The organism is Croceibacterium aestuarii, from assembly GCF_030657335.1.
Taxonomy (GTDB): domain Bacteria; phylum Pseudomonadota; class Alphaproteobacteria; order Sphingomonadales; family Sphingomonadaceae; genus Croceibacterium_B; species Croceibacterium_B aestuarii.
Window position 1 is genome coordinate 2,220,672 of the sequence record NZ_CP131039.1, and the last position, 23,664, is coordinate 2,244,335.

At 65.0% G+C, this 23,664-nt stretch carries 24 protein-coding genes and 1 pseudogene; 9 read left to right on the forward strand and 16 right to left on the reverse strand.

Features of this window, described 5'->3' with window-relative positions; genetic code table 11:
• Positions 1 to 86: 86 nt before the first annotated feature.
• Genes rpoD through Q7I88_RS11015 form a run of 4 tightly spaced genes read right to left on the reverse strand, consistent with a single transcriptional unit; the run spans position 87 to position 5,162 of the window.
• Positions 87 to 2,150, reverse strand: a complete 2,064-nt coding sequence (gene rpoD, locus Q7I88_RS11000; protein WP_305095961.1) for an RNA polymerase sigma factor RpoD — start codon at positions 2,148 to 2,150, stop codon at positions 87 to 89.
• Between the two features lie 8 nt (positions 2,151 to 2,158).
• Complete coding sequence (gene dnaG / locus Q7I88_RS11005) at positions 2,159 to 4,024, reverse strand: DNA primase (protein ID WP_305095962.1); 1,866 nt, start codon at positions 4,022 to 4,024, stop codon at positions 2,159 to 2,161.
• A gap of 32 nt (positions 4,025 to 4,056) precedes the next feature.
• Positions 4,057 to 4,713, reverse strand: coding sequence for a hypothetical protein (locus Q7I88_RS11010; RefSeq protein ID WP_305095963.1), 657 nt, complete (start codon positions 4,711 to 4,713; stop codon positions 4,057 to 4,059).
• A complete protein-coding gene (locus tag Q7I88_RS11015) occupies positions 4,710 to 5,162 on the reverse strand; it encodes a GatB/YqeY domain-containing protein (RefSeq protein ID WP_305095964.1) in 453 nt (150 codons plus the stop codon). The genes Q7I88_RS11010 and Q7I88_RS11015 overlap by 4 nt, the downstream gene beginning before the upstream one ends.
• A 142-nt stretch (positions 5,163 to 5,304) precedes the next feature.
• On the opposite strand from Q7I88_RS11015, the gene carA reads away from it, so the two are divergent.
• The 5 genes from carA (at position 5,305) to Q7I88_RS11040 (ending at position 11,324) form a co-directional block, all read left to right on the forward strand.
• Positions 5,305 to 6,483 carry a glutamine-hydrolyzing carbamoyl-phosphate synthase small subunit gene (gene carA / locus Q7I88_RS11020; RefSeq protein ID WP_305095965.1) on the forward strand — a complete coding sequence of 393 codons (1,179 nt, stop codon included), beginning with the start codon at positions 5,305 to 5,307 and terminating at the stop codon, positions 6,481 to 6,483.
• On the forward strand, positions 6,483 to 6,986 hold the full coding sequence (locus Q7I88_RS11025; protein ID WP_305095966.1) for a DUF6680 family protein: 504 nt from the start codon (positions 6,483 to 6,485) through the stop codon (positions 6,984 to 6,986). Before carA ends, Q7I88_RS11025 begins: the two co-directional genes overlap by 1 nt.
• Before the next feature lie 88 nt (positions 6,987 to 7,074).
• On the forward strand, positions 7,075 to 10,404 hold the full coding sequence (gene carB, locus Q7I88_RS11030; RefSeq protein ID WP_305095967.1) for a carbamoyl-phosphate synthase large subunit: 3,330 nt from the start codon (positions 7,075 to 7,077) through the stop codon (positions 10,402 to 10,404).
• A gap of 93 nt (positions 10,405 to 10,497) precedes the next feature.
• Positions 10,498 to 10,965, forward strand: a complete 468-nt coding sequence (gene greA / locus Q7I88_RS11035; protein ID WP_305095968.1) for a transcription elongation factor GreA — start codon at positions 10,498 to 10,500, stop codon at positions 10,963 to 10,965.
• Between the two features lie 68 nt (positions 10,966 to 11,033).
• Positions 11,034 to 11,324, forward strand: coding sequence for a hypothetical protein (locus Q7I88_RS11040; RefSeq protein ID WP_305095969.1), 291 nt, complete (start codon positions 11,034 to 11,036; stop codon positions 11,322 to 11,324).
• A gap of 1 nt (position 11,325) precedes the next feature.
• Here the strand turns inward: Q7I88_RS11040 and Q7I88_RS11045 are convergent, their stop codons facing one another.
• The 5 genes from Q7I88_RS11045 to Q7I88_RS11065 all read right to left on the reverse strand — a co-directional run bounded on the left by Q7I88_RS11045 (position 11,326) and on the right by Q7I88_RS11065 (position 13,467).
• A complete protein-coding gene (locus Q7I88_RS11045; protein ID WP_305095970.1) occupies positions 11,326 to 11,556 on the reverse strand; it encodes a DUF4170 domain-containing protein in 231 nt (76 codons plus the stop codon).
• 78 nt (positions 11,557 to 11,634) lie between these two features.
• Positions 11,635 to 12,117 carry a hypothetical protein gene (locus Q7I88_RS11050; protein WP_305095971.1) on the reverse strand — a complete coding sequence of 161 codons (483 nt, stop codon included), beginning with the start codon at positions 12,115 to 12,117 and terminating at the stop codon, positions 11,635 to 11,637.
• Between the two features lie 19 nt (positions 12,118 to 12,136).
• Entirely contained in the window at positions 12,137 to 12,472 is a 336-nt protein-coding gene (locus tag Q7I88_RS11055; RefSeq protein ID WP_305095972.1) for a hypothetical protein, read from the reverse strand.
• Complete coding sequence (locus Q7I88_RS11060) at positions 12,469 to 12,921, reverse strand: phage holin family protein (protein ID WP_305095973.1); 453 nt, start codon at positions 12,919 to 12,921, stop codon at positions 12,469 to 12,471. The genes Q7I88_RS11055 and Q7I88_RS11060 overlap by 4 nt, the downstream gene beginning before the upstream one ends.
• Before the next feature lie 6 nt (positions 12,922 to 12,927).
• Positions 12,928 to 13,467, reverse strand: a complete 540-nt coding sequence (locus Q7I88_RS11065) for a hypothetical protein (protein ID WP_305095974.1) — start codon at positions 13,465 to 13,467, stop codon at positions 12,928 to 12,930.
• Between the two features lie 190 nt (positions 13,468 to 13,657).
• On the opposite strand from Q7I88_RS11065, the gene eno reads away from it, so the two are divergent.
• The 3 genes from eno (at position 13,658) to Q7I88_RS11080 (ending at position 17,916) form a co-directional block, all read left to right on the forward strand.
• Positions 13,658 to 14,944 carry a phosphopyruvate hydratase gene (gene eno, locus Q7I88_RS11070; protein WP_305095975.1) on the forward strand — a complete coding sequence of 429 codons (1,287 nt, stop codon included), beginning with the start codon at positions 13,658 to 13,660 and terminating at the stop codon, positions 14,942 to 14,944.
• 110 nt (positions 14,945 to 15,054) lie between these two features.
• Positions 15,055 to 17,136, forward strand: a complete 2,082-nt coding sequence (locus tag Q7I88_RS11075; protein WP_305095976.1) for a M13 family metallopeptidase — start codon at positions 15,055 to 15,057, stop codon at positions 17,134 to 17,136.
• 225 nt (positions 17,137 to 17,361) lie between these two features.
• A complete protein-coding gene (locus Q7I88_RS11080) occupies positions 17,362 to 17,916 on the forward strand; it encodes a hypothetical protein (RefSeq protein WP_305095977.1) in 555 nt (184 codons plus the stop codon).
• A 42-nt stretch (positions 17,917 to 17,958) separates the two neighbouring features.
• On the opposite strand, the pseudogene Q7I88_RS11085 reads toward Q7I88_RS11080, so the two are convergent.
• The 7 genes and pseudogenes from Q7I88_RS11085 to ribB all read right to left on the reverse strand — a co-directional run.
• A pseudogene (locus tag Q7I88_RS11085) lies at positions 17,959 to 18,495 on the reverse strand (IS1595 family transposase); the annotation flags it as partial.
• A gap of 168 nt (positions 18,496 to 18,663) precedes the next feature.
• On the reverse strand, positions 18,664 to 19,404 hold the full coding sequence (locus Q7I88_RS11090; RefSeq protein ID WP_305095978.1) for a class I SAM-dependent methyltransferase: 741 nt from the start codon (positions 19,402 to 19,404) through the stop codon (positions 18,664 to 18,666).
• Positions 19,401 to 19,751, reverse strand: a complete 351-nt coding sequence (locus Q7I88_RS11095) for a DUF2200 domain-containing protein (protein ID WP_305095979.1) — start codon at positions 19,749 to 19,751, stop codon at positions 19,401 to 19,403. The genes Q7I88_RS11090 and Q7I88_RS11095 overlap by 4 nt, the downstream gene beginning before the upstream one ends.
• Positions 19,751 to 20,080: a hypothetical protein gene (locus Q7I88_RS11100; protein WP_305095980.1), complete on the reverse strand. Its 330-nt coding sequence runs from the start codon at positions 20,078 to 20,080 to the stop codon at positions 19,751 to 19,753. Before Q7I88_RS11100 ends, Q7I88_RS11095 begins: the two co-directional genes overlap by 1 nt.
• 247 nt (positions 20,081 to 20,327) lie before the next feature.
• Positions 20,328 to 21,311 carry an aldo/keto reductase gene (locus Q7I88_RS11105; protein ID WP_305095981.1) on the reverse strand — a complete coding sequence of 328 codons (984 nt, stop codon included), beginning with the start codon at positions 21,309 to 21,311 and terminating at the stop codon, positions 20,328 to 20,330.
• The gene (ribH, locus tag Q7I88_RS11110) at positions 21,308 to 21,727 is read right to left on the reverse strand and encodes a 6,7-dimethyl-8-ribityllumazine synthase (protein ID WP_305095982.1); all 420 of its coding nucleotides are present in this window, start codon (positions 21,725 to 21,727) and stop codon (positions 21,308 to 21,310) included. The genes Q7I88_RS11105 and ribH overlap by 4 nt, the downstream gene beginning before the upstream one ends.
• Positions 21,727 to 23,028 carry a 3,4-dihydroxy-2-butanone-4-phosphate synthase gene (gene ribB / locus Q7I88_RS11115; RefSeq protein WP_305095983.1) on the reverse strand — a complete coding sequence of 434 codons (1,302 nt, stop codon included), beginning with the start codon at positions 23,026 to 23,028 and terminating at the stop codon, positions 21,727 to 21,729. Before ribB ends, ribH begins: the two co-directional genes overlap by 1 nt.
• Before the next feature lie 116 nt (positions 23,029 to 23,144).
• Here ribB and Q7I88_RS11120 point away from each other — a divergent pair, with 116 nt between their 5' ends.
• Complete coding sequence (locus Q7I88_RS11120) at positions 23,145 to 23,657, forward strand: flavin reductase family protein (RefSeq protein WP_305095984.1); 513 nt, start codon at positions 23,145 to 23,147, stop codon at positions 23,655 to 23,657.
• Positions 23,658 to 23,664 lie beyond the last annotated feature (7 nt).

Genomic DNA, 23,664 nt, shown 5'->3' on the forward strand with positions numbered 1-23,664 from the left:
ACTCCGCAAACGGAAAACCGGGCAACCGTGTTCCGGTTCCCGATTTTACCGATCAAGTGGAGCGCGGGGGCGAGCCCGCGCCGTTCCTACTGGTCGAGGAAACTGCGCATCTTGCGGCTGCGGCTCGGGTGCTTGAGCTTGCGCAGCGCCTTCGCCTCGATCTGCCGGATACGTTCGCGGGTGACCGAGAACTGCTGGCCGACTTCCTCTAGCGTGTGATCGGTGTTCATGCCGATGCCGAAGCGCATGCGCAGGACGCGCTCCTCGCGCGGGGTCAGGCTGGCAAGGACGCGGGTGACCGTTTCCTTGAGATTGGCCTGGATCGCCGCGTCGACCGGGATGACCGCGTTCTTGTCCTCGATGAAATCGCCCAGATGCGAATCCTCCTCGTCGCCGATCGGCGTTTCGAGGCTGATCGGCTCCTTGGCGATCTTCATCACCTTGCGCACCTTCTCGAGCGGCATGGAGAGACGCTCGGCCATTTCCTCGGGCGTGGGCTCGCGGCCCTGCTCGTGGAGGAACTGGCGGCTGGTGCGCACCAGCTTATTGATCGTCTCGATCATGTGGACCGGGATGCGGATCGTGCGCGCCTGGTCGGCGATCGAGCGGGTGATCGCCTGCCGGATCCACCAGGTGGCGTAAGTGCTGAACTTGTAGCCGCGGCGGTACTCGAACTTGTCGACCGCCTTCATCAGGCCGATATTGCCTTCCTGGATCAGGTCGAGGAACTGCAGCCCGCGATTGGTGTATTTCTTGGCGATCGAGATCACGAGCCGCAGGTTCGCCTCGACCATTTCCTTCTTGGCGATGCGCGCTTCGCGCTCGCCCTTCTGGACCATGTTCACGATGCGGCGGAATTCGCCCAGGCTCATGCCGGTGGCGGCCGCGATGTCGGCGATCTCGGCGCGAATGCGCTCGACCGTCTCGGCTTCCTTCTCGGCGAAGGCAGCCCACTTCTTGTCTTTCTTCGCCATGGCGGCGAGCCAGGTCTCGTCGAGCTCGTTGCCGACGTATTCGTTGAGGAAGTCGAGCCGCTTGACCTTGTGGCGTTCGGCCAGCCGGAGCATCTGCCCGCCGAGCGCGGTCAGGCGCCGGTTGAAGGCGTAGAGATTGTCGACGAGATATTCGATCTTTGTCGCGTGGAACTGCACCGATTCCACCTCGGCGGTCAGCTCCTCGCGCAGCTCTTCGTACTTCTTTTCCTTAGCGGCCGAGAACTCCTCGCCGCGGCCGAGCACATCGACGCGCTCGCCCTGGATCTTCTCGAATTTCTTGAACAGATCGGTGATGCGGGCGAAGCGCTCGAGCGCGTCCGGCTTCAGCGCCGCCTCCATCTGCGCGAGCGACATGGTGTTGTCTTCCTCGTCGTCTTCCTCGCGGCGACGCTTGGAGGCACCATCGCCATCTTCGTCCTCGTCCTCGTTCTCTTCCTCGTGATCCTCGACCTCGTCGTCCTCGCGGATCGAGGGGCCGGCGGTGGCTTCGGAAATCTCGCCGTCGTCGTCGTCCTCGGCGCCTTCCTCCATCTTGTCGACGGGCGGCTCCTTGGACAGCATCGCGTCGAGATCGAGAATCTCGCGAAGCTGCATTTCTTCGTTGTTGAGCGCTTCGGACCACATGATGATGGCGTGGAAAGTGATCGGGCTTTCGCACAGGCCCATGATCATCGTGTCGCGACCGGCCTCGATACGCTTGGCGATGGCGATCTCGCCTTCGCGGCTGAGCAGCTCGACCGCGCCCATCTCGCGCAAGTACATGCGCACCGGGTCGTCGGTCCGCTCGGTCGAAGCGGCCTTCTTCTTTTCGGGGACGTGCTGGCTGGCCTTGGGGCCGTCGTCGCCGGACTCGTCGTCATCGGCGGCGTTGATCTCGTCGGGACCGTCGTTGGCGTCCTCTTCCTCTTCCTGCGCGTCCTCGTCGCTTTCGACGATGTTGACGCCCATCTCGGAGATCGCCGACATGACGTCCTCGATCTGCTCGGAAGACAGTTCGTCCTCCGGCAGCGCCGCATTGAGCTCGTCTACGGTGATGTAGCCCTTGCGCTTCGCCTTCGCGATGAGCTTCTTGATCGATGCCTCGTTGAGGTCGATCAGCGGCGCATCGTCGTTGTCGTTCTTGCTGGGCTTGGTGGTCGTTTCGTCCGACGCCATCGCTTCGATCAATCCGTTTCTTGTTCGCCGACAGACCGTTGGGCCTGCCCATCGTTATTGTTGTCTGCCGGTCCGGCGGCGCGCTTCCGGGCCATTTGCCCGAGTCGCGACTCGATTTCCAGCTTTCGTTCGCGCAGCCGTTGCTGCTCGGCGAAAGCGCCTTCGGGATCGGTGTCGAACCGTGCCGTCGCCTCGGCAATGGCCGCCTCGAGTGCCGGCCTTTCGACCAGCAAGGCGACCGCTTCGGCCAAGTCCTCGCGCGCGGCGTCCGGATCGGAACCTTCCATCAGGAAGGAGAAGCGGGCTTTATCCGGCGGCGGCGCGACGGCCTCAGTTCGCGATATGGTGTCGCCGCGCCCGGCTTCAAGCGCCTCCGAAACGTCGAACAGGAATTCGATTGCGGGGGCAGCATCCGGAGTAGCGCGGGCGAGACGTGCCAGCGCCTCCGCGTGCCGGGCGATTTCGCACGGGTGTCGGGCGAGGCCGGCGAGAACCGCGCGGGTGAACTGGTCGCGCGACTGGCCCGAGACCCGGCGCAGCTCGGTCGTGTCGGAGCGCGCCCGTACAGCCTGCGGACGGGCACTGAACTTGCGCGGCTGGAACTCGCGCCTTGGGAAGGCGAACGCGGAATAGCGCTCGAGTAACTCGCGGCGGTACAGCGCGCGAATGTCCTTGTCGGCGATGGTCTCGGCGAGGTCGATCAGGCGCTGCTTGAGCCCGGCCTTGTCTTCGGGAGAGTCGAGCGGCTGGGCATCGCGCTCGTAGTGCCACAGCATGTCGAGCAGGCTTTGCGGTTTGTCCAGCAGCCGCTCCATCGCCGCCTTGCCCCGCTGGCGCACGAGGTCGTCGGGGTCGAGCCCGGCGGGCAGGGTGACGAAAGCCAGCGAACGGCCGGGCCGAAGCAGCGGCAGGGCGCGGGTGGCGGCGCGTATCGCGGCGCGCTGTCCCGCCGCATCGCCGTCGAAGCACAGCAGCGGCACATCGACGAGCCGCCAGAGCAGTTCGATCTGGTTCTCGGTCAGTGCCGTGCCCATCGGCGCCACTGCTTCCTCGATGCCGGCCGCCGCCAGCGCGATCACGTCCATGTAGCCCTCAACCACGACGATTCGCCCGCTCTGCCTCGAAGCCGGTCCCGCGCGATGCAAGTTATAGAGCGTCCTGCCCTTGTCGAACAGAACAGTTTCCGGCGAATTCAGATACTTGGGAGCATCAGTTTTCACCCCGTCGAGAATGCGCCCGGCAAATCCGACGATCCGACCGCGGATGTCGTGGATCGGCAGCATCAGCCGGGAGCGGAAGCGGTCGTAAGGTTCCTTGCCCTCGACCTCGATCCTCAGGCCGGTCTCCAGCAGCATGGCGTCATCGAACTGGGCCAGCGCCTTCTTTAGGGCACTACGGTCGTCGGGCGCCAAACCGAAGCCGAACTTTCGTGCCGTCGCCGCGTCGAGGCCGCGCCGTGCCAGATATTCCCGGGCGCTTTTGCCTTCATCCGATAAGAGGTTGTTTTCGAACCACTCCTGCGCCGACGTCATGACGTCGTGCAGCGTCGTCCGGCGTTCGGCTCGGGCCGCCTCGCGGGGGTCGGGCTGGGGCACGTCCATTCCGGCCTGCGACGCCAGCTCCTTGACGGCATCCATGAACGACAGCCCGCGCTGGTCGGTCATCCAGCGGATGACGTCGCCATGCGCGCCGCAGCCGAAGCAGTGGTAGAAGCCCTTTTCGTCGCTGACGGTGAAGCTCGGCGTCTTCTCGTTGTGGAAGGGACAGCACGCCTTCCACTCGCGCCCGGCCCGCGTCAGCTTGGTCGTGCGCATGATGACGCTGGACAGCGTCACCCGGTCGCGCAGTTCGTCGAGCCATTGCGGAGAGAGCATCGAACGACCCTATAGGCCGAGACGGGCCGGCGCTAGTTGGCGGGTGTCTCCACCACCGGCTTTTCCTTGGGCGGGAAGGGACCGGTGCCGAGCGCGGTCGAACCGTCGGCTTCGAACTGGTAAGCTTCCCGCGGGCCTTCGGGCGGCAACGTGGACTGCCAGTAAAAGGTGATCGTCTCGCCGGCCTTCCAGCCGTCGCCGCCAATGACCCGCCAGACCAGAGCGCCGTTGTCGGAGGCGACGTCGATCTTGCCGTCCTCGCCCAGCGCGGCCTTAGCCTCGGCCGCGTCGTAACCGACGAGGTTGGCGAACCCGGCCGCTGCGCGCGCGGTGCGGAACAGGGTCGCGCTTTCGACGCCCTTGGCCGGGGTGACTTCGTGGACGTAGGTGTAGACCGTGTCGGCGGGCAGGTCGTCCGGCTTGCACGCGCTTATGCCGTCGGGGCAGGCGACATAGCTGGTCACCTCGGCGAGCTTTTGTCCTTCGAGCGAAAAGGTGCTCTCGATCTCCGGCCCGCGCGGGCCGTCGATCTTCGGGCCCAGCGTCAGTTCGGCGAAATCGGCCGGGACGAGGGTCTTGGGCTTGTCGGGCGTCGGGATCGCGCTCGGCGTGGGCGAGGGCGCGGGAGCGGGTTCGCTGGAGCAGGCCGCCAGCGCCAGGCACACGAAGGCGGCCGACCCGCGTCTCATTGCAGTGCTTCCTTCACCCAGCGGCTGGCCCGGCTCATGTCGAGCACCGTGCCGTGACGCGCCTTGAGCTCGCCCATGACCCGGCCCATGTCCTTCATTCCCTCAGCGCCGATCTCGGCCTTGATCGACGCGATCGCCGCCCGGGTCTCGTCCTCGCTCATCTGGCGGGGCAGAAATTCCTCGATGACCGCGAGCTCGCCCTTTTCCTTGTCGGCCAGTTCCTGCCGTCCGCCGCTCTCGTACATCTCAATCGATTCGCGGCGCTGCTTGGCCATTTTCTGCAGCACTTCGACAACCAGCGCGTCGTCCTCGACCGGCTTTGCGCTGGTGCGCAACTCGATGTCGCGGTCTTTGATCTTGGCGAGGATCAGGCGGACGGCGGCAAGGCGATCCTTCTCGCCGGCCTTCATGGCCGAAATCTGCGCCTGCTTGAGATCGTCGCGAAGCATCGGGTAACTTTCTTGTCAGTGATACGGATTGCGGCCGGAATAGCGGGATAAATCGCGCTTGGACAGGTTGACGCGAACCGGGGCGACCTCTAGCGCCCACGACTTAGCACACATCGCCGGAAAACCTGACTCGGAGCGCCCCATGGCCGACCCCGCCAACACGCCTGCACAACCCAAAGGGGCGACCGGCGTTCTGATCCTCGCGGACGGCACTTTGGTGTGGGGCAAGGGCTTCGGCCACGTCGGCGCCGCCGTCGGCGAAGTCTGCTTCAACACCGCGATGACCGGTTACCAGGAAGTGATGACCGATCCCTCCTACGCAGGGCAGATCGTCACCTTCACCTTCCCGCACATCGGCAACGTCGGCGCCAATGCCGAGGACATCGAGTCGAATGTCGAAGGCGCGGTGGGATGCGTGGTGCGCGAGGATCCCACGGTACCGAGCAACTTCCGCTCCGAGCGTAGCTTCGACGACTGGATGAAGGGCCATCTCAAGATCGGCCTTGCCGGCATCGACACCCGCGCGCTGACCCGCCGCATTCGCCTCGCCGGGGCGCCCAATGCGGTCATCGCCCACGATCCCAAGGGCCATTTCGACATTCCGGCGCTGCTGAAGCAGGCGAGGGACTGGCCGGGGCTCGAGGGCATGGACCTCGCCCAGCGCGTGTCGCGCGAGAAGAACGAGGGCTGGGAGGGCGGGCCGTGGACGCTCGGCGCCGGATACGCGGGCGCGCAAAAGGACGGCCGCCCGCACGTCGTCGCGATCGACTATGGCAGCAAGGACAACATCTTCCGCAATCTGGTGAAGGCCGGCGCCTGGGTGACCGTGGTCCCGGCCAAAACCTCGTTCGAGGACATCATGGCGCTCAAGCCCGACGGCGTGTTCCTGTCGAACGGCCCGGGCGATCCGGCGGCGACCGGCGAATACGCGGTGCCGGTAATCCGCAAGCTGCTCGACGCAGACGTGCCGATCTTCGGCATCTGCCTCGGCCACCAGATGCTCGCCATCGCAGCGGGCGCGAAGACGGTGAAGATGCACCAGGGCCACCGCGGCGCCAACCACCCGGTCCAGCGCGTCGGCGGCGTCTGGGACGCGACCGAGGACCTGGTCGAGATTACATCCATGAACCACGGCTTCGCCGTCGACGGTGCGACCCTGCCCGCAGGCGTGATCGAGACCCACCGCAGCCTGTTCGACGGCTCCAACTGCGGGATTTCGATCAGCGGCAAGAAGGCCTTCGGTGTGCAGTACCACCCCGAGGCGAGCCCCGGCCCGCAGGACAGCTTCTACCTGTTCGAGAAGTTCGTGGGGATGTTGTGATGGAAAACGAAACAGCTTCCTCGTTGCCGATGGTAGCCGGGTTAATCCCGAGCGAGTGGCTGACCCTCTTAGCAATCGTGTTGGGTCCCATCATCGCGGTTATCATAACGTTGGTCGTCGAGGCTCAGCGCCGGTCTCGGCAGCAACGCCTTGAGATTTTCCGAACGATCATGACGACACGTCATTTGCCCGGTGATGCGCGTTACTCCAGTTCAATCAACCTCGTGCCGGTTGAGTTCAACCGAAACAGGGCGGTCGTTGAGGCTTATAACGACTACATCGAAGAGACCCGCTTCAAGCCTCAGGCGGGTGATGAAGAAAAGAAATTCCGGCTCTTAGCCTCAAAGCAAACCAAGCTGATTGCCGCGATGGCCAAAGATCTCGGATTTCGTCTCAGAGAATCTGATCTCGAGGTCCAAGCATACGCCGCTGACGGCTTCATCCAGCGTGACAATATGGTTCTCGACGCTTTGACAGGATCCGCGAGGTGGCGGAAATCTTGAAGGTTCAAACCCGGATCATGATTGGAGACCCAGCCGCTGGGGACGCGCCAGTCATTGCCCAAACCGACGAGGCTGAAGAAGGCCAATAATGCCCAAACGCACTGACATCTCCTCGATCCTCGTCATTGGCGCCGGTCCGATCATTATCGGCCAGGCCTGCGAGTTCGACTATTCGGGCACCCAGGCGATCAAGGCGCTGAAGGAGGAGGGCTACCGGGTCATCCTGGTCAACTCCAACCCGGCCACCATCATGACCGATCCGGACATGGCCGACGCGACCTACGTCGAGCCGATCGTGCCGGAAATCGTCGCCAAGATCATCGAGAAGGAGCGACCCGACGCGCTGCTGCCGACGATGGGCGGGCAGACCGCGCTCAACTGCGCGCTGAAACTCGACGAGATGGGCGTGCTGGAGAAATTCGGCGTCGAGATGATCGGCGCGCGCGCCGACGCCATCGACAAGGCCGAGAACCGCCAGCGCTTTCGCGAGGCGATGGACAAGATCGGCCTCGAATCCGCCCGCTCGGGCACCGCACACTCGGTCGACGAGGCCTTCGCGGTGCTCGAGCACACCGGCCTGCCGTCGATCATCCGCCCCAGCTTCACCCTCGGCGGGACGGGCGGAGGCGTCGCCTACAATCGCTCGGAGTTCGAGGCCATCGTGCGCTCCGGCCTCGATGCCAGCCCGACCAACGAGGTGCTGATCGAGGAATCGCTGCTCGGGTGGAAGGAATTCGAGATGGAGGTCGTGCGCGACAAGCACGACAACGCCATCATCATCTGCGCGATCGAGAACGTCGACCCGATGGGCGTCCATACCGGGGATTCGATTACAGTCGCCCCGGCACTGACGCTGACCGACAAGGAATATCAGATCATGCGCAGCGCGAGCATCGCCGTGCTGCGTGAAATCGGCGTCGAAACAGGCGGTTCGAACGTGCAGTTCGCGGTCGATCCCAAGTCCGGGCGGCTGATCGTCATCGAGATGAACCCCCGCGTCTCGCGTTCCTCGGCGCTGGCCTCGAAGGCGACCGGCTTTCCCATCGCCCGCGTCGCCGCCAAGCTGGCGGTCGGCTACACGCTCGACGAGATCACCAACGAGATCACCGGCGCGACCCCGGCCAGCTTCGAGCCGACCATCGACTACGTCGTCACCAAGATTCCGCGCTTCGCGTTCGAGAAGTTCAAGGGCGCCAAGGCCGAATTGTCCACCGCGATGAAATCGGTCGGCGAAGTCATGGCGATCGGCCGCAACTTCAAGGAATCGCTTCAGAAGGCGCTGCGCGGTCTCGAAACCGATCTCGACGGCTTCAACCGCCAGGTTGCGCTCGAAGGCTGCACGCGCGATGAAATCACCGCGGCGCTGTCGAAGCAGACGCCCGACCGCATTCTCAACATCGGCCAAGCCTTTCGCGAAGGCTTCACGGTCGAGGAAGTCCAGGCGATCACTCACTACGACCCGTGGTTCCTGCGCCATATCGAGGAGATCATCTACGAAGAGGCGATGATCGGCCAGCACGGGCTACCCAACGATGCCGCCGAACTGCGCCGGCTCAAGGCGATGGGCTTCTCGGATAGACGCCTGGCCACGCTGGCGGTCCGTTCGGTCGGGGTGGCGGGCGGCCTGGGCGAGACCCAGGCGCGCCGCTCGGGCCTGCTCCACGATGCCCTGCGCGCCATGGCCGGGGCGACGAGCGAGGACGAAGTGCGCCAGTTGCGCCAGAAGCTCGGCGTGTTCCCGGTCTACAAGCGCATCGACAGCTGCGCCGCCGAGTTCGAGGCTGTCACGCCCTACATGTACTCGACCTACGAGGCGCCGAGCTTCGGCGAGCCGGAGAACGAGGCCTGGCCGAGCGATCGCCGGAAAATCGTCATCCTCGGCGGTGGCCCCAACCGCATCGGGCAGGGCATCGAGTTCGATTACTGCTGCGTCCATGCCTGCTTCGCGCTGAGCGAAGCCGGCTTCGAGACGATCATGATCAACTGCAATCCGGAAACGGTCAGCACCGATTACGACACCTCCGACCGGCTCTATTTCGAACCGCTGACTGCTGAGGACGTGCTCGAGATTCTGCGCGTCGAGCACACCAAGGGCGAGCTGGTCGGCGTGATCGTCCAGTTTGGCGGACAGACTCCGCTCAAGCTCGCCGGCGCGCTCGAGAAGGCCGGCATCCCGATCCTCGGCACCAGTCCCGATGCCATCGATCTCGCCGAAGACCGCGAACGCTTCGCCAAGCTGGTCAACAAGCTCAAGCTCAAGCAGCCCGACAACGGTATCGCCTATAGCCGCGACGAAGCCGCCGCGGTGGCCGCCCGGATCGGCTATCCGGTGCTGTTGCGGCCGAGCTATGTGCTCGGCGGGCGGGCGATGGAAATTGTCGATTCCGAGGCCCAGCTCGACGATTACGTCGCCACCGCGGTCCACGTCTCGGGCGAGAGCCCGGTCCTCGTCGACCAGTACCTGCGCGACGCTATCGAATGCGATGTCGACGCGCTGTGCGACGGCGAGCAGGTGGTCATTGCCGGGGTCATGCAGCATATCGAGGAAGCGGGCGTCCACTCGGGCGACAGCGCGGCAACTCTGCCGCCTTACAGTCTGCCCGACGAGATCATCGCCGAGATGGAGAAACAGGCCGAGGCACTGGCCATGGCGCTCGGCGTGGTCGGCCTGATGAACGTCCAGTTCGCGGTCAAGGATGGCGAGGTCTACCTGATCGAGGTCAATCCTCGCGCCAGCCGCACCGTGCCTTTCGTGGCCAAGGCAATCGGCACGCCGATCGCCAAGATCGCCGCCCGCGTGATGGCCGGAGAAAAGCTCGCCGACCTGCCGCCGATCAACTGGCGTATCGGCTACATGACGGTGAAGGAGGCGGTTTTCCCCTTCGCGCGCTTCCCCGGCTCCGACCCGGTGCTGACGCCCGAAATGAAGTCGACCGGCGAAGTCATGGGCATCGACCGCGATTTCCCCACTGCCTATATCAAGTCGCAGCTGGGCGAGGGGACGCGCCTGCCCAAGTCGGGGGTATTGTTCGTATCGGTCAAGGACAGCGACAAGCCGCACATCGTCGAGCCGGTGAAGATGCTGATCGATCTCGGCTTCAGCATCATCGCCACCGGCGGGACCGAAACCTTCCTCTCCGAACAGGGCGTGCCGGTGGAGCGGGTCAACAAGGTCGCCGAAGGGCGCCCGCACATCGTCGACAAGATCATCGACGGCGAGGTGGCGCTGATCTTCAACACCACCGAAGGCTGGCAGAGCCACAAGGACAGCCAGTCGATCCGCGCCAGCGCACTGGGGGCCAAGGTTCCCTACTATACCACCGCCGCAGCATCGGCGGCGGTTTCGCAAGCGATTGCCTCGGTGGAAGCGAGCGAGCTTGAAGTGCGTTCGTTGCAAGACTATTATAGCTCAAACTAGTCACTCCTCCCCGACATTTCCGCAACAAGTTCTGCTCCTTTTTGAGCGGTCAGGGTGGTTTTGACGGGGCCTGCTGGAAAGACAGGGACCGAAATGGAAAAGTTTCCAATGCTGGCGGAAGGCTATGAAAAGCTGACTGCCGATCTCAAGGCTCTCCGCGCCGAACGGCCCAAGATCGTCGATGCGATCGAAGAGGCGCGTGCGCACGGCGACTTGTCCGAGAATGCCGAGTACCACGCGGCGAAGGAACGCCAGGGGCAGGTCGAGGCGCAGATCGCCGACATCGAAGACAAGGTCAGCCGGGCGCAGATCATCGATCCGACCTCGCTGTCGGGCGACCGGATCGTATTCGGCGCCACCGTCACCGTGCTCGACGACGACGACAAGCCGTGCCGTTACCAGATCGTGGGCCAGGTCGAGAGCGACGCCAAGAAGGGCCGGATTTCCTACGATTCGCCGATGGGCCGCGCGCTGATCGGCAAGTCGGTCGGCGACGAGGTCGAGGTCACCGTGCCGAGCGGCGACCGCTTCTACCTGGTCGAAAAAATCGAGTTCATTTGAACGCGCTTGGCCGGGCGGGGCCGGCGATGTAGCTAAGGCGCATCGCCACGCCCCGAGAGGTTTTCCCCGTGCCCGTACCTCCAGTAGCTATCGCCCGCCGCAGAATCGTCGCCAAGTTCTTTGCAGCCGACGCCGTTCGGCCGGAGGATGCGATCATTTTCGAGCCGCGCCGCTTCCTTCAGGAGCGGGTGTTCGAGCGCTTTCTCGATGCCGGGATCGTCAAGCGCGCCGGTAACGGCAAGTACTGGATCGACGTGCCCGCCTACGGAGCCTACCGCCGCTCGCTGCGCAAGCGCGCGCTCATGGGGGTGGGGATAGCGTTGGGAGCCGGGGCTGCGATACTCGCTATCGGAAACTGACTTATTTTCCGGGCAATTCCGGCTCGAGCAGTCGATGCAGGTGGACGATGACGTATTTCATCTCGGCGTCGTCGACGGTGCGCTGGGCCCATCCGCGCCAGGCTTCTTCCGCTTCGGCATAGCTGGGATAGAACCCGACAACGTGGATATCTTTCAGGTCCTGGAACTCGGTGCCCATGGGATCGGCCACGCGGCCGCCCATGACGAGATGGAGGAGCTGTTTGTCAGGCATGCCGGTTCCCTTGCGAAGCGTGAATCGCTGTCACCCGCTCCTTAGGGGATCGAACGGCCGCCGCAAGTGGGACGCTCCTCAGTTGAGGCGGGCGCGAATCGCCTTGCGCACCGACTTGCCGCCCTTGACCACGCTATCGAGCGCCTCGCCCGCGTAATCGGCGGCTTCGTCGCCCAGGTCCCGAGCGCCTCGGCCAAGGCTGCGGCCGGCTTCCTCGAGCCATTCGAGCCCTTCCTTGCCGCCTTCGCCCGCCGCTTCGAGCGCCTTTGCGGCATAGGCCAGGGCGAGTTCGGCGCCGATCGTGGCTAGCCCGGCGACCTTGGTGCCGCCCTTGGCCGCGGCGCGGCGCGGGCCGCGGAACATCCCGGCGATGATGACACCGGCGGCGAGGCCGCCGACGACCGTGGCCACGGGGTGTTCCTTGGCGAACGCTGCGACCTTATCCTTCGCCTCGATGGCGGTCTCGCCGGCGCGGTCCAAGAAGCTGCTTTCGCGCTCCTCGTTGCGCGCCTCGGCGGCGGCGACCTTGTTCTTCAGGGTCTCGCGCTTGGCATCGGTCATGTAATTTCTCCGTTGAAGATCAGTCGTCGTCCGAACGATCCGCGTCGCCGTCCGGTTCCGCTTCGTCGCTCTCCAGGCCGAACAGGTCGGCCAAGCCGTTGAGGATCGGAACCCGGGCAAACCAGATCGCCACCGCGGCAACGGCGGCGCCGATCTGGCCCTTGTTGCTCTCGGCGTAGTCGACTGCGTCGTCGACCATGTCGAGCGCGCTGTCGCCCAGGCGGTCGGCGATCCGGCCGCCGACCCCGCGTGCGGCCAGGTCTTCCTTGATGAAGCGCAGGTCGGCCTGGAAAACCGCTAGAGCTGCGTCGCGCAGCGCCCTGTCGTCGGCCAACTGGCGTTCGAGTGCGCTCATGTGCCCGCCGATCCGTCGCTACTCAGCGCGTTCATGATGCGCTGCCAGCGCGTGGCGGCCATTCTGCCGAAGACAAGCGCGAGAATGAATTCCGCTCCGACGACCACCGCACTCGATCCCCAAGGGGTGAGCACCGGGGCCAGGGCAATGATCAGGCCGACTGTGAGGCCGATCAGGGCGATGAAACCGAAAGCCCCGGCAATCGAACCGTAGATCGCCGCCGACTTTGCCCCGTCGAGGACGAAAATCGCGCGGCTCTTCTGGAAATGCGCTTCGGCTTCGAGATAGGTCTTGCCGTCCTCGACCAGCGTTTCGATGTCGTTGAGCAGCGAGCGTGCCGCGGCGCGCTCCTCCGCATCCGACGACGCGCGGTCGCCCTGCGCATCGGCCACGCCGCTCACGCTTCCACCGCCCAGCGGCGTGAGGCGTACGTCCTCCCCGGACTCCACCGGCGACTACTTGCCGCGGAACAGGCGGGCGAGGAAGAAGCCCGCGATCGCGGCGATGCCGACGGCCTTACCAGGGTTGCGGCGGACGGCCTCGCGGGCGTCTTCGCTCAGTTCCTCGACGCTCTTGGAGTCGAGCTTGGCGGCGGTCTCCTGCAAGGAGCGCGATGCGCTACGTGCGTAATCGCCGTATTTCGGGCCCAGCTTCTCGTCGAGCGTGGCAGCATTGTCCGCCACGGCCTTGCCGAGCGAGGACAGCGCGTCACTCGTCTTGGCCTTGCCGTCGCGCGCCAGTTCGCCGGCCTTGACGCGGGCCTGGGCGTAATAGTCTTCGCCCTTGGCCTGGACCTCGCCCTTGTAACCTGCGCCCCGCTGCTTCGCTTCGGCCGTCAGCGCGGCTGCGCCGGCCTTGGCTTCGTCGAGCGCGGCATTGAAGCGCGACTTGGCTTCCGCGGTGTTGCTCGTCGGTTTTGCGACCTCGGTCGCGGCGGGCTTCTTGGCCGCGCGCGGCTTGGTCGTCTTGGGAGGTGTCGTAGCTGCTCCAGCCATGTGTATGCCCTTTCGTGTTATCCCCGTGGGGCTCGAATACTATTGCTGTGCCGAACGGCAAACCCCGCCCGACCCTCGTAACCCCGAACGCGGCTTGCACCGCATTGTTCCGCGGTATAGGCGGCGCCGGTCGCCCCCGACATGGGTAGTGTCGTACCCGAATACAACACCGGACCGGAGCCTGCCAGACATGACCGCGATCATCGACATCCACGGCCGTGAAATCCTCGACAGCCGGGGCAATCCCACGGTCGAGGTCGACGTCCTGCTCGAAGACGGCAGCTTCGGCCGCGCGGCGGTGCCCTCGGGCGCTTCGACCGGGGCGCACGAGGCGGTCGAACTGCGCGACGGCGACAAGAACCGCTATCTCGGCAAGGGCGTCCTGAAGGCGGTCGACGCGGTCAACGGGACGATTTCCGACACCCTCCTCGGCCTCGACGCCGAAGACCAGCGCGACATCGATATGGCGATGGTCGCGCTCGACGGGACCGACAACAAGAGCAAACTCGGCGCCAACGCCATCCTCGGCACGAGCCTGGCCGTGGCCAAGGCCGCGGCCAATGCGCGGGGCCTGCCGCTCTACAGCTACATCGGCGGCGTTGCGGCGCACGTCCTGCCGGTGCCGATGATGAACATCATCAACGGCGGCGAGCACGCCGACAACCCGATCGACATCCAGGAATTCATGATCATGCCGATCGGCGCGCCGACGCTGGCCGAGGCGGTTCGCTGGGGCTCGGAGGTGTTCCACACGCTCAAGAAAGGCCTCGCGTCCAAGGGCCTGGCAACCTCGGTCGGCGACGAAGGCGGCTTCGCCCCCGACCTCGCCAGCACCCGCGACGCGCTCGACTTCATCATGGCCTCGATCGAGCAGGCGGGCTTCAAGCCGGGCGATGACATCGCCCTCGCGCTCGACTGCGCCTCGACCGAATTCTTCCGCGGCGGCAAGTACGAGATCAGCGGCGAGAAGCTGTCCCTCGGCGGCGAGGAGATGGCCCGCTACCTCGCCGACTTGTGCGACACCTACCCGATCCGCTCGATCGAGGACGGCATGAGCGAGGACGACCTGGCCGGATGGAAGGCTCTGACCGACCTCATCGGCGAAAGGATTCAGCTGGTCGGCGACGACCTGTTCGTGACCAATCCGAAACGCCTCGAGATGGGCATCGGCAAGGGGCTGGCCAATTCGCTGCTCGTCAAGGTCAACCAGATCGGCACGCTCACCGAGACGCTCGAGGCGGTCAGCATGGCCAACCGCGCCGGCTACACCGCGGTGATGAGCCACCGCTCGGGCGAGACCGAGGATTCGACCATCGCCGACCTCGCCGTTGCCACCAACTGCGGCCAGATCAAGACCGGCTCGCTGGCGCGCTCGGACCGGCTCGCCAAGTACAACCAGCTCATCCGCATCGAGGAAGAGCTGGGCGATGCGGCGGTCTATGCCGGCAGGAGCTGCTTCGGCCGCATCGGCGGCTGAGCGCTTCTCGACCGGCGGCCCATTGCTTCGGACGAAAGGCGTTTCGCAGAACTCCGCCTTGCGCTAGGCGGTTTCACGCGAAACCGTTTCCTCACTGCCCGGAGTTCCCGATGAAATCGCCCGTTCTCGCCGCCCTCCTGCTCGGCACCGCCACCGTCATGCTCGGCCCGGTTGCCTGCACCCAGGCCGCCGACCAGGATCAGGCTGCGGCCCCTTCGCCGGGAACCGAGATCGGCATCGAGCCAGGCTGGATGGACACCTCGGCCAAGCCGGGCGACGATTTCTACGCCTATGCCAACGGCAACTGGTCGCAGGACATTCCGGCCGACCGCTCGAGCGTCTCCGCCTTCTGGCTGGCGCAGCAGCAGACCGAGCGGCAGATGGATTCGCTGGTGCAGGACATTCTCGCCTCCGACCCCGAGCCGGGCAGCAACGAGGCTTTGCTCAAGACGTTCTACCAAAGCTTCACCGACACCAAGGCGATCGACGCCGCCGGGATGAAGCCGGTCCAAGCCGACCTGCAGCGCTTCGAAGCGATCGCCGACAAGCAGCAACTGGCCAAGGTTCTCGGCAGTCAGGTCCGCGCCGACGTCGACGCGCTCAACAGCACCGATCTCGAAACCGAAAACCTGTTCGGCGTCTTCGTGACCCAGGCGCTCAAGGGCGGCGAGGTCGTTCCCTACCTGATGCAGGGCGGCCTGGGCATGCCGAGCCGCGAATACTATCTCTCCGACGATCCCAAGATGGCCGCGCTGCGCAAGCAGTACCGCAGCTATATCGAGGATCTCTTCAAGGCGGCGGGACTCGACGACGCCGCAGCACGCGCGCAGCGGGTCTACGACCTCGAGATCAAGATCGCCAAGGCGCACGAAAGCTACGAAGAGCAGAACGACTGGACGACCGGCGCCGGGCTGTGGTCGCAGGCCGATTTCGCCGCCAAGGCGCCGGGGATGGACTGGCAGGCCTTCTTCGCCGGGGCCGGGCTGGGCGATGTGAAGACCTTCGACGCCTTCGATCCCGAGGCCACACCGCGCCTCGCCGGGCTGGTCGGCTCCGAGCCGCTCGCGGCCTGGAAGGACTGGCTCGCGTTCCACCAGATCAATGCCAACGCCGCTTACCTGCCCGGCAAGATCGACCAGCTGCATTTCGGGTTCTACGGCACCGCGCTGCAAGGCAAGGAAGCCCAGCGGGCGCGCGACAAACGGGCGCTCGATGCGATCGACACCTATCTCGGCGACGCGATGGGCAAGCTCTACGTCGAGCATTTCTTCCCCGCCTCGTCGAAGCAGCGCATCCAGGGCATGGTCGAGGAGATAAAGGCCGCCTTCGTCAAGCGGCTCGACGGCATCGACTGGCTCGATCCCAAGACCCGCGAGGAAGCCAAGAAGAAGGTCGCGGCAATGGAAATCGGCGTCGGCTATCCCGACACCTGGACGACCTACAGCGGCGTCGACCTTCAGCCGGGCGGGGCCTATGCCAACAAGCAGGCGCTCGAAAAGCTGCACTACCGCCAGCAACTCGCGAAGATCGGCAAGCCGCAGGACAAGGGCGAGTGGTGGATGAACGCCCAGCTGGTCAACGCGGTCAACCTGCCGGTGCAGAACGCGATCAATTTCCCCGCCGCGATCCTGCAGCGCCCGTTTTACGATGCCAAGGCCGACGCGGCTTCCAACTATGGCGGCATCGGTGCGGTGATCGGGCACGAGCTGAGCCACAGCTTCGATTCCTCGGGCGCCGATTTCGACGCCACCGCCGCCATGCGCAACTGGTGGACCGACAAGGACCGGGCGGCCTTCGACAAGGCCGGCGACAAGCTCGCCGCGCAGTACGATACGTACGAACCGTTTCCCGGCGTCCACGTGCGCGGCCGCCAGGTGCTGGGCGAGAATATCGCCGACGTTGCCGGCCTTGTCGCCGCCTACGACGCCTATCGCTCCTCGCTCGGGGGCAAGGAGGCGCCGGTGATCGACGGCCTGACTGGCGACCAGCGCTTCTTCATTGCTTACGCGCAGAGCAACGCGAACAAGACGCGCGAAGCGCAGTTGCGCAAGCAGATCGCCACCGACGGCCACGCCCCCGCCGCCTACCGCGCGCTGACGGTGCGCAATCTCGATGCCTGGTACAAAGCCTTCGGCGTCGAGCCCGGAGACAAGCTCTACCTCAAGCCCGAGGAGCGGGTCACGATCTGGTGATCGGCGGCGCGGACCGGCAGGCCCCAGCCCGCCGGTCGCCCTGACCTGCGCAGCCAGGACCTGCGGCAGCTGAGAATCCTATCGCAGTTGTCCCCTCAATCTCACCCTGAACTCGTTTGGAGTTTATCCCTTTCAATCATGTAATCCAAGATGTAGTGTCCCGAGCCAATGGGCAAGGGGGATTCGGGAATCGTGGCGAAGGTGGCAACCTGGGCGGGGAGAGCCGTGATCGGCACCTTCCTGTTCATAAGTGGTGTCGGGCCGCGAGAGGCGCATTCCAATGTCAGCCATTGGCTTGACGTGATTGGCTGGCAGTCGGCTTCTCAGGCAACGAGAGGGCTTGTCGTCCACCCAGCGATCATGTGGGCCTGCGCCATTCTCCTGTTGCTGTCGTTCGCGCCGCAAGCCGGGCGCGCTTTCGCAGCGACCGGGTGGCCAGCAAAGCGGCCGCAAAGAACCACCCCGGAGGAGGAGGCGCGGGCGTTGGCGCTCAAAGGAAACACCATCGTCCGGAGGCTAAATTTACATTGGCACTCGATGATTGCTGCGGAACGATTAGACCCTCTTGGGGGCGTAATAAGTGACGCGATTTCGCTAATGATCACGTATGAAAAATGTGGCCTTACGGTTCCTAATCTGTCCGGCTTGGAAGAAATGGAGCGCAAAGCGATGGCAATTATGGAGTATTTTGAGCGGATGACCCCGCTCTTGCGTGATGGCCACATAGACGAGGCGAGAGAGGTTGCCTCGCACGTAGCTCAGCAGGTGGCTGAACCTTGACCGACGATCCTAGTATCCGCTTTCACAAACTCCTACGCGCGATGCTGGGACCACGCGCGTTACCAGTTCGCCGCCGCGTTCCAGCATCCCAAGAACGCAGGTCTTATTGCCCTTGTAGCCCTAGCCTTTGCCCGAAACCGAGCCACCGATCAGCGTCTCGTCGATTTCGACATGCGAGCCGGAACCGCCAAGGGGATCGTCGCTGTCGAACGCCGCCATGTACTTGCGGATTTCGTGGCACATGCGCCACGCGGTCTTGTAGGTCACGCCGATCTGGCGCTCGACTTCCTTGGCAGCAACGCCGTTCCGGCTAATCGAGAACATGTGCATCACCAAAAACCAGTCGCGCAGGGGAGTGCGGGTGCGCTCGAAAGGCGTTCCGGCCATCGGCGCAATCTGATTGCCGCAATGCTCGCACGAATAAACCTTGCGGGTGCTGACGCGATAATAGTGCGCGTCCTTGCCGCATTTTGCGCAGATGTGACGGTCGCCATAGCGCGTGCGCATGAGGTGTTCGAGACAGCTATCCTCGGTCGGAAACTGGTCGAGGAATTTGCGGAGGGGGATGGGCTTGCTCATACATATTGTATAGCAGGGAGCCCTACATGACGCAATGGGATAATCCCCAACTCGTTTCAGGGTCCATTTCTCGCCACGCGGAAACCGCGCCGGTGAACATGGATGCTGAAACAGGTCCAGGATTATGCTCGGCAGGGGAAGTCCTGAACGGCCAACGCCGGCGAGCGGTCAGCGCGTGACGACGAGGCGGTAGCCGGCGTCGAACTCATCGAGCGTCAGCAGGTCTCCATAGCGGCGCCGCCACGCCCCGCTCGCGAGGTCGTCAGTCAAGCGCGCCAGGCCCGGTTCCAGCCCGGTGAGGACATGGAACGTCGAACTGCCCGAACGGACCTGCGGATCGAGATAGGCTTCCGGCCGCCGCCAGTAGGCGTAGAGGAACCCGTCGCTGCAATCGTGCGGGATCGGCACAGTCTGGACGTCGATCTCGCCCAGCGCGCGGCGATAGTCCTCGAACGGGATCGTCTGCCCGGCATCGAGCGCGCGGATCTCGGGCAGGTAATCGCCGAGCCAGGTGCCGGGGTGGCCCTGCTCGAAGGTCAGGACCGCCACCGGCCCGCGCGCCACGCGGCGCATTTCGCGCAGGCCCTGCAGCGGGTCGGTCCAGTGATGCACGGTCAGCACGGCCATCGCCGCATCGAACGAATCGTCGGGGAAGGGCAGGGCCTCGGCGCGCGCCTGCACCACCGGAGCGCTGCCGGCCGGGCGCTGGGCGATCATCGCCGCCGAGGGCTCGACCGCTGTGACCTCGCGCCGTGTCGGCTCGTACGATCCGGTTCCTGCACCGACGTTGACGATGGTTTTCGCATCGCCGAGCGCCGCCTCGATCCGGGCGGCAATGCGCGGGTCCGGCTTGCGCAGGTTGGCGTAGTCGAGGCCGATCCGGTCGTAGAGCGGCGCGGCCTCGCTCATGACCGCAGGATTTTTTCCATCGCTCGCCCTTTGGCGAGTTCGTCGATCAGCTTGTCGAGCTGACGAACGCGCTTTTCGCCTTCGTCCTCGATCTCCTCGACGCGAATGCCGCAGATCGCACCGGTGATTCGCTCGCGCGCCGGATTGAGGGCAGGGGCCTCGGCGAAGAACGTCTCGAAGTCGTTGCCCGACGCGGCCTGGCGTTCGAGGGCGGCCTTGTCGTAACCGGTCAGCCAGGCGATCACTGCCTCGACCTCCTCGCGCGTCCGCCCCTTGCGCTCGGCCTTGGCAACCAGTGCCGGATAGACTTTGCCGAACTCGAGCTTCTTCGCCTCGCGCCGCGCCATCACGCGCCCTCCCTTTCCTGCTCCTCGATCTCGTGCTCGACCTGCTTTTCGATTCTTTCCTCGATCGGCGCGACGCGCTCCATCACCTCGCGGTTCTTGCGGCTCAGCAGGTACTGCCACACGCCCCAAGCGTTGATCAGCAGGAGAATCGCGTTCATCGCCGCGATCGGCAGAGCGTCTTCGGTCAGGCCGGAAACGATCCACGTCACCGAAACCGCGCAGAACAGGACGAAGCCATAGCCGGTGACCTTGCGCCCGAGGTCGGCTGCGATCAGCCCCGCGGCCATCATCGTGCCGATCGCGGCGACCCATTCGAGCGGTCCGTTCATCGGGACAAGCAGCGCTCGACCGTGCGTCTTGTTCCCGGCCACAGGGGACCGAATGTGCACAGTGCGATGTGAATCCGGTAGGAAATCGCGTTGCCTGGATCCACGCCAACCCGCCGCGTGCGCGCGCCGAAGTCTCCGGCCGGTGCCGCTCGGCGCGTGCTGGGTGCCGTTGTGCTGTCGCTGTGTGCCGGTCTGCCCCTCGCTCGCGGCGAGCGACAGGGCCCTCCCGGGAGGCGGCCCGAAGCCACTATTGCAGCGCTGCCGTCAGCCGTTCGACTTGCGCGTCCGACAGCTCGAGCCGGGTGAACTCGAGGTTCGCCTGGAGCTGCTCGACCGTCCGCGCGCTGGCGATCGGGGCGGGAATGCCCGGCTGGCGGACGAGCCAGGCCAGGGCGATCGCCGGCAGACTTGCGCCGGTCTCGGCAGCGATGCGGTCCATTTCGGCGAGAACCGGCTTGCCGGATTCCTGGTAATCCTTGACCCGGTAGGCGCGGTCGCCCTGCGCGAAGTCCTCGTCGTTGCGGTACTTGCCGGTCAGATAGCCCGCGGCGAGCCCGAAGAACGGCAGCATGGCGATCCCGCGCGACGTGCACAGCTCCTGCAACTCCGCCCCGTAGGCCTTGCGCGCGACGAGGTTGTATTCGTTCTGCAGCGCGGTGAACGGGGTCGCGCCCCGCGCATCGGCCGTTTCGAGGGCGGCAGCGAGGCGCTCGGCGGTGAAGTTCGAAGCGCCCAGCGCGCGGACCTTGCCGCTCTTGACCGCGCCGTCGAAGGCATCGACGATCTGGCCGATGTCGAGCTGCTCGTAGTCGCGGTGCGCATAGTAGAGGTCGAGATAGTCGGTCTGCAGCCGTTCGAGCGAGGCGCCCAGCGACTGCAGGACTTCTTCGGGCTCGTAGAGTGTGGGATCGCCGTCGGAGCCGATCTGGATCGGGACCTTCCGGCTGAGCATGCCGGTCTTGGTGTGGATCTTCATCTCGCCGCGTACCCCGCGGCTGGCGAGCCATTCGCCGATGAAGCTCTCGGATTCGCCGCCCTTGTGACCCGGGATCCACGCCGAATAGACGTCCGCCGTGTCGATCATCCGCCCGCCGGCCTCGTAGAAGGCGTCGAGCACGGCGAACCCGTCGTCGCCCTTGGCGGTCCAGCCGAAGACGTTGCCGCCGAGGACGAGCGGGATGCCGGCGATGAAGGTCTGGTTACGCTCATCCTGAGCTTGTCGAAGGGTCAACGGAATTTCTCCTGCAGTTTCAGCAGTGCCATGGCGGCTTCGGCCGCGCCTGCCCCCTTGTTGCCCTGCTTGGGATCGGCGCGGGCCACGGCCTGGGCTTCGTTCTCGACGGTCAGGATGCCGTTGCCGACGGCCATTCCGTCCATCGTCAGCGCCATGACGCCGCGTGCGCTTTCGCCGGCGACGATCTCGAAATGATAGGTCTCGCCGCGGATGACGACGCCGAGGGCGACGTAGGCGTCGTAAAGCTCGGTTTCCGACGCGAGCACGATCGCACCGGGAATTTCCAGCGCTCCGGGCACGGTGACGATCTCGACCTTGTGGCCCTGCGCCGTTAGCGCCTCGCGCGCACCGGCGATCAGCATGTCGTTGAGATCGTCGTAAAAGCGGGCTTCGACAATCAGGAACTTGGCCATCAGGCGTCTCCGGTTTCGATCGGTTCTTCGCCGACGATGGAAAGGTCGTACCCGTCGAGCCCGACGAGCGAATGGGTGGTATTGGTGAGCAGGACCATGTCGTGCACGCCGAGCTCGGCCAGAATCTGCGCGCCCACGCCATAATCGCGCTGCTCGGCCGGCATGGCCTCCGGATCGCGCGGCCCGGTGCTTTCGAGATTGTCGACCAGCCGCGTCAGGAAGCCCGGGTTGGGGCGATTGATCAGCACGACGACGCCGCTGCCTTCGGCGCCGATGCGGCGCATCGCCCCCTCGAGCAGCCCGGCGCGGTCGGTGTCGTGCGCGAAGATGTCGTCGAAGAACGACAGCGCGTGCATTCGCACCAGCGTCGGCTTGGCGGGATCGATGCGGCCTTTGACGAGGGCGATGGTCTCGGTCTTCGTCGCCTTGTTGTAGAACGTAATCGCCCGCCAGTCGCCGCCCCAGCGGCTGGTGAAGCGCGCTTCCGCCTTCTTTTCGACCAGATGGTCGTGCTTGCGGCGATAGGCGATGAGGTCGCGGATGGTGCCCATCTTGAGGCCGTGCTTGCGCCCGAAGCGGATGAGGTCGTCGAGGCGGGCCATCGAGCCGTCCTCGTTCATGATCTCGCAGATCACGCCCGAGGGGTTGAGACCGGCGAGACGGCTGATGTCGACCGAGGCCTCGGTATGACCGGCGCGGATCAGCACGCCGCCTTCGCGGGCGACCAGCGGGAAGACATGGCCCGGCGTCACGATGTCGTCGGCACCCTTGGACGAATCGATCGCCACCGACACGGTCCGCGCGCGGTCGGCGGCGCTGATCCCGGTGGTGACGCCTTCGCGCGCCTCGATCGATATTGTGAAGGCGGTCTCGTGACGGGTGCCGTTCTTGCGGCTCATCGGCGGGATGCCGAGCGCCTCGACGCGCTGCGCGGTCAGGGCGAGGCAGATCAGGCCGCGGCCGTGGGTGGCCATGAAGTTGATCGCGTCCGGCGTCGCCATCTGCGCCGGGATGATCAGGTCGCCCTCGTTCTCGCGGTCCTCGTCGTCGACGAGGATGAACATGCGCCCGTTGCGGGCCTCGTCGATGATCTCCTCGATTCCGACGAGCACCGGCGTCTCGTCGTTCTCGGCCAGGAAGCGCTCGATCTTGCCTAGCGTCTCGGCCGTGGGGTTCCACCCCTCCTCGGTGCAGTCGCGCAGGGTGTTGGCATGCAGACCCGCAGCCCGCGCCAGCCCCGCCCGCGACATCCGCCCGCGACTCACAAGATCCCGAACCCGCCCAATCGTATGTGCATTCATTCCCGAAGCGAATATCACATTTCGATGTGAGGGCAAGGCGGAAATCACATCGAACCGGCCCGTACTTCAATCACCCACAACTTGCCACTCCGCGCGCATCGCTTCATGTAGGAACAGTGACCGACAGCCCGCAGCCCGAAGCCGACTTACTGGAATCGTTTCGCGCTGCCATGCGGCACGTCGCGGCGACCGTTTATGCGGTGACGACAGGATCGGTCGGGGAGCGGCACGGCATCCTGGCGACGGCGGTCAGCTCGCTGAGCTTCGAACCTCCATCGCTGCTGGTTTGCATCAATCGGGCTGCCTCTTTGCATGAACCGCTGGCCTGCGCCGAAACGTTCTGTGTCAACGTGCTGGGAATGGCCAATCGCGACGTCGCAGACGCTTTCGTCAGCAGTCGAGGCGAAGAGCGCTTCGTGGTGGGAGAATGGGCTGAAATGCACGGCGTTCCCGTCTTGCAAAGCGCCCAGTCGAGCTTCGTTTGCCGGACAGCTCATCGGCACGAGTTCGGCACCCACACGATCTTCATCGGCGAGCTGCTGGCGTGCCATCACCGCGCCGACGCGCGGCCCCTGACGTATTACGACAGACGCTATATCGATCTGGATGCGACCCCCGCGGAAGATTAGCTCGACG